Origin of the sequence: Microbacterium sp. K41 (assembly GCF_004794395.1) — a bacterium.
GTDB lineage: Bacteria > Actinomycetota > Actinomycetes > Actinomycetales > Microbacteriaceae > Microbacterium > Microbacterium sufflavum.
Map to the genome: position 1 here is coordinate 1 of NZ_SSDO01000124.1, position 3,395 is coordinate 3,395.

The 3,395-nt window shown below is 71.4% G+C and carries 3 protein-coding genes; all 3 read left to right on the top strand.

Features of this window, described 5'->3' with window-relative positions; translation table 11 throughout:
* Positions 1–556 (top strand): ABC transporter permease (locus DW309_RS02650; protein WP_136044483.1); only part of this gene is annotated, 556 nt, incomplete at its 5' end.
* Positions 549–1,397 carry an ABC transporter permease gene (locus DW309_RS02655; RefSeq protein WP_136044484.1) on the top strand — a complete coding sequence of 283 codons (849 nt, stop codon included), beginning with the start codon at positions 549–551 and terminating at the stop codon, positions 1,395–1,397. The genes DW309_RS02650 and DW309_RS02655, both read left to right, overlap by 8 nt.
* Positions 1,394–3,217, top strand: coding sequence for a dipeptide ABC transporter ATP-binding protein (locus DW309_RS02660; protein WP_136044485.1), 1,824 nt, complete (start codon positions 1,394–1,396; stop codon positions 3,215–3,217). Before DW309_RS02655 ends, DW309_RS02660 begins: the two co-directional genes overlap by 4 nt.
* Positions 3,218–3,395 lie beyond the last annotated feature (178 nt).

Below are 3,395 nucleotides of genomic sequence, written 5' to 3' on the forward strand. Positions count from 1 at the left end.
CATCTCCACCGCGGGCATGGCGCTACCGCAGTTCCTCATCGGCATCGTGCTGATCGTGGTGTTCGCCGTGCAGCTGAAGTGGCTGCCCGCCCGCGGCTACACGCCGTTCGCGGACGACCCGGCCGACAACCTCGTGCGCATGATCCTGCCCGCCCTCACCCTCGCCTTCGCCGCCGCACCGCTGCTGATGCGGTTCCTGCGGGCGTCGATGGTCGAGGTGCTCGACGCCCCCTACATCCGCACCGCCCGCGGCAAGGGGCAGTCGGCGAGCGGGGTGGTGCTCGGGCACGCGCTGCGCAACGCCCTGATCCCGGGGCTCACCATGCTCGGCCTCATCGTCGGGTACACGCTCGGCGGGGTCGTGATCGTGGAGTACGTGTTCGGTGTTCCCGGGCTCGGCTCGCTGGCGATCGACGCCGTGTTCAAGCGCGACTACGCGGTGCTGCAGTCGGTGGTGCTGCTGATCTCCGCCATGTTCATCCTCACGACGCTGATCGTCGATCTGCTCTACGGCGTGCTCGACCCGCGTCTTCGTGCAAGGAGCAGCCGTGGCTGACACCCTCACCCTCGCCCTGCGCTCGACCCGTCCTCGCCGCCGGCTCGCCGCCGCGTCGTGGATCCCGCTCGCGCTGCTCGCCCTGATCGTGCTGGCCTGCGTGCTCGCGCCCGTCATCGCGCCGTTCGACCCCGCGGCCCAGTCGCCCGACCGCTTCGCCGCGCCCACGGCCGTGCACCTGTTCGGCACCGACGAGCTCGGCCGCGACCTGTTCAGCCGCGTGCTGTACGGCGGACAGCTCACCGTGTTCATCGCCGCCGGTGCCACGCTCGTGGCGATGGTGCTCGGCATCGCCTGGGGCATGGCCGCCGCGTTTGCCCGCGGCTGGGCCGACGAGCTGCTCATGCGCCTGGCCGACACCGTGATGGCGATCCCGCAGATCCTGTTCGCGCTGGTGTTCATCTCGGCGTTCGGCGCCGACCCCGTGAAGCTCGCCGTCATCATCGGCATCCTGCTCACCCCCACGACCGCGCGGCTGGTGCGGTCGTCGGTGCTGAGCGAGCTGCAGGAGGACTACTTCACCGCGGCCGTGGCCTTCGGCTCGAAGCGCAGCCGCCTGCTGTTCGCGGAGGTGCTGCCCAACGCCAAGGGACCGATCGTGGTGCAGGCCGTCATCAACGCCGCGAACGCGATCCTGCTGGAGGCGTCGATGAGCTTCGTCGGGCTCGGCATCGCGCCGCCCGAGGCCACCTGGGGCACCCTCGTGCAGCAGGGCTACCAGAAGATGTACCAGTCGATCGGGTACGTGCTGTTCCCCGCGCTGTTCATCTTCGTGACCATCTGGCTGCTCAACGTGCTCGCCGACCAGTTCGGCGGCGACCGGAAGGGGAAGGGCCGATGACCGACGCCGCTCCCGTCCTGCGGGTGCAGGACCTCACCGTCTCCTACGGCGACGTGACGCCCGTGAAGGGCATCAGCTTCGCGGTGCGCCCCGGCGAGCGGATCGGCCTGGTCGGCGAGTCCGGCTCCGGCAAGTCGCTCACCGCCCTGTCGATCATGCGCCTCAACGACGGCGCGAAGCTCGGCGGCAGCATCCGGCTGCGCGACCGCGAGCTGCTGACTCTCCGCACGCGCGAGATGACGAAGGTGCGCGGCGGTGAGATCGCGATGGTCTACCAGGACCCGATGTCGTCGCTGAACCCGGTGCGCACCATCGGGCACCAGCTCGTCGAGGCGATCCGGCTGCACGAGCGGGTGTCGCGGCAGGCCGCGCGTGCCAGGGCCGTCGAGCTGCTGACCGAGGTCGGCGTGCCGCTGCCCGAGGAGCGCCTGAGCCAGTACCCGCACGAGTTCTCCGGCGGCATGCGGCAGCGCGTCATGATCGCGATGGCCATGTCGTCGCGGCCCGCGGTGCTGATCGCCGACGAGCCCACCACCGCCCTCGACGTGACCACGCAGTCGCGCATCATCGACCTGCTCGACCGTCTCGCGGAGGACCACGGCACCGCGGTCGTGCTCATCACGCACGACCTCGGCGTCGCGGCCGGCTTCTGCGAACGAATCCACGTGATGCGGCACGGGCGCGTGGTCGAGGAGGGCCCCGTCGACCGGATCTACGCCGCGCCCGAGCACCCGTACACGCAGGCGCTGCTGGGGGCCGTGGTCGACCTCACGGTGGACGTGCACCAGCCCATCCCGACCGTGGACGCCCTTCACCTCGCACCGCCCACCCCGGAACCGCACGGTGCGGGGCCATCCCACCCCCGGTCCGTGAGCGAGGGGCCCTTCGACGAGACGAAGGGCGCCGCCGACACGATCAGCGCAGTCGACCGGGCCAGGGAGTCGGGCGACGTGCTGGTCGACGTGCAGGGCGTGACGAAGGTGTTCACGCTGGGCTCCGGACGCCGCGTGACCGCGGTCGACGACGTGTCGTTCCAGATCCGCCGCGGCGAGACCGTGGGGCTCGTCGGCGAGTCGGGGTCGGGTAAGTCGACCGTGTCGAAGGCGGTGCTCGCGCTCGGCGGCATCGACGGCGGTGCGGTGGTGTTCGACGGGCAGCGTCCGCACGACCTGCGCGGCGAGGAGCTGCGCAGGCTGCGCCGCCGCATGCAGATGGTGTTCCAGGACCCGTTCTCGGCGCTCAACCGCCGGCAGACCGTGGCGCAGATCATCGAGGCGCCGCTGCTCGCCCACGGCATCGGCACCCGGGCGACCAGGGCCGAGAAGGTGCGCGAGGCGATGCACCGGGTGCGGCTGGACGAGGAGTTCGCGCACCGGCTCCCGCGCTCGATGTCGGGTGGCCAGTGCCAGCGGGTGTCGATCGCGCGGTCGCTCGTGCTGGAGCCGGAGTTCCTGGTGCTGGACGAGTCGGTGTCGGCGCTCGACGTGTCGATCCAGGCGCAGGTGCTGAACCTGTTGCGCGACCTGCAGACCGAGCTCGGCCTGACGTACCTCTTCATCAGCCACGACCTCGCCGTGATCCGGTACATGTCGTCGACCGTGGCCGTGATGCAGCACGGGCGGATCGTGGAGGTCGGCGCGCGCGACGCCCTGTTCGCGAACCCGCAGCACGAGTACACGCGCAGCCTCATGGCCGCGATCCCGGTGGCCGATCCGGTGCTCGAGCGGCGCCGGCGGGCCGAGGCCGCGGCGCTCTGGCAGGCGCAGGGGGCGGTCACCGCGGTCGTCCCGGCCCCCACCGCCGCGGGAGCGCGCGGATGACACCGACGGGACACCACGTCCCGACCCGCCGTCGATAACGAAGGAGTCGTCATGTCCGACACCACCACCGGCACCGAACAGGGTGTGCGCTCGACGGGGCGTCGCGCCCTGATGACCGGGCTCGGCGCCGTCGCGCTCGGTGCGGCCGGGTCCGTCGTCGGCGCGTCGTCCGCGCAGG

Excerpts from the sequence above, each read along its gene's own strand:
- DW309_RS02660 (WP_136044485.1), top strand. The coding sequence starts at position 1,394 with ATGACCGACGCCGCTCCCGTCCTGCGGGTGCAGGACCTCACCGTCTCC.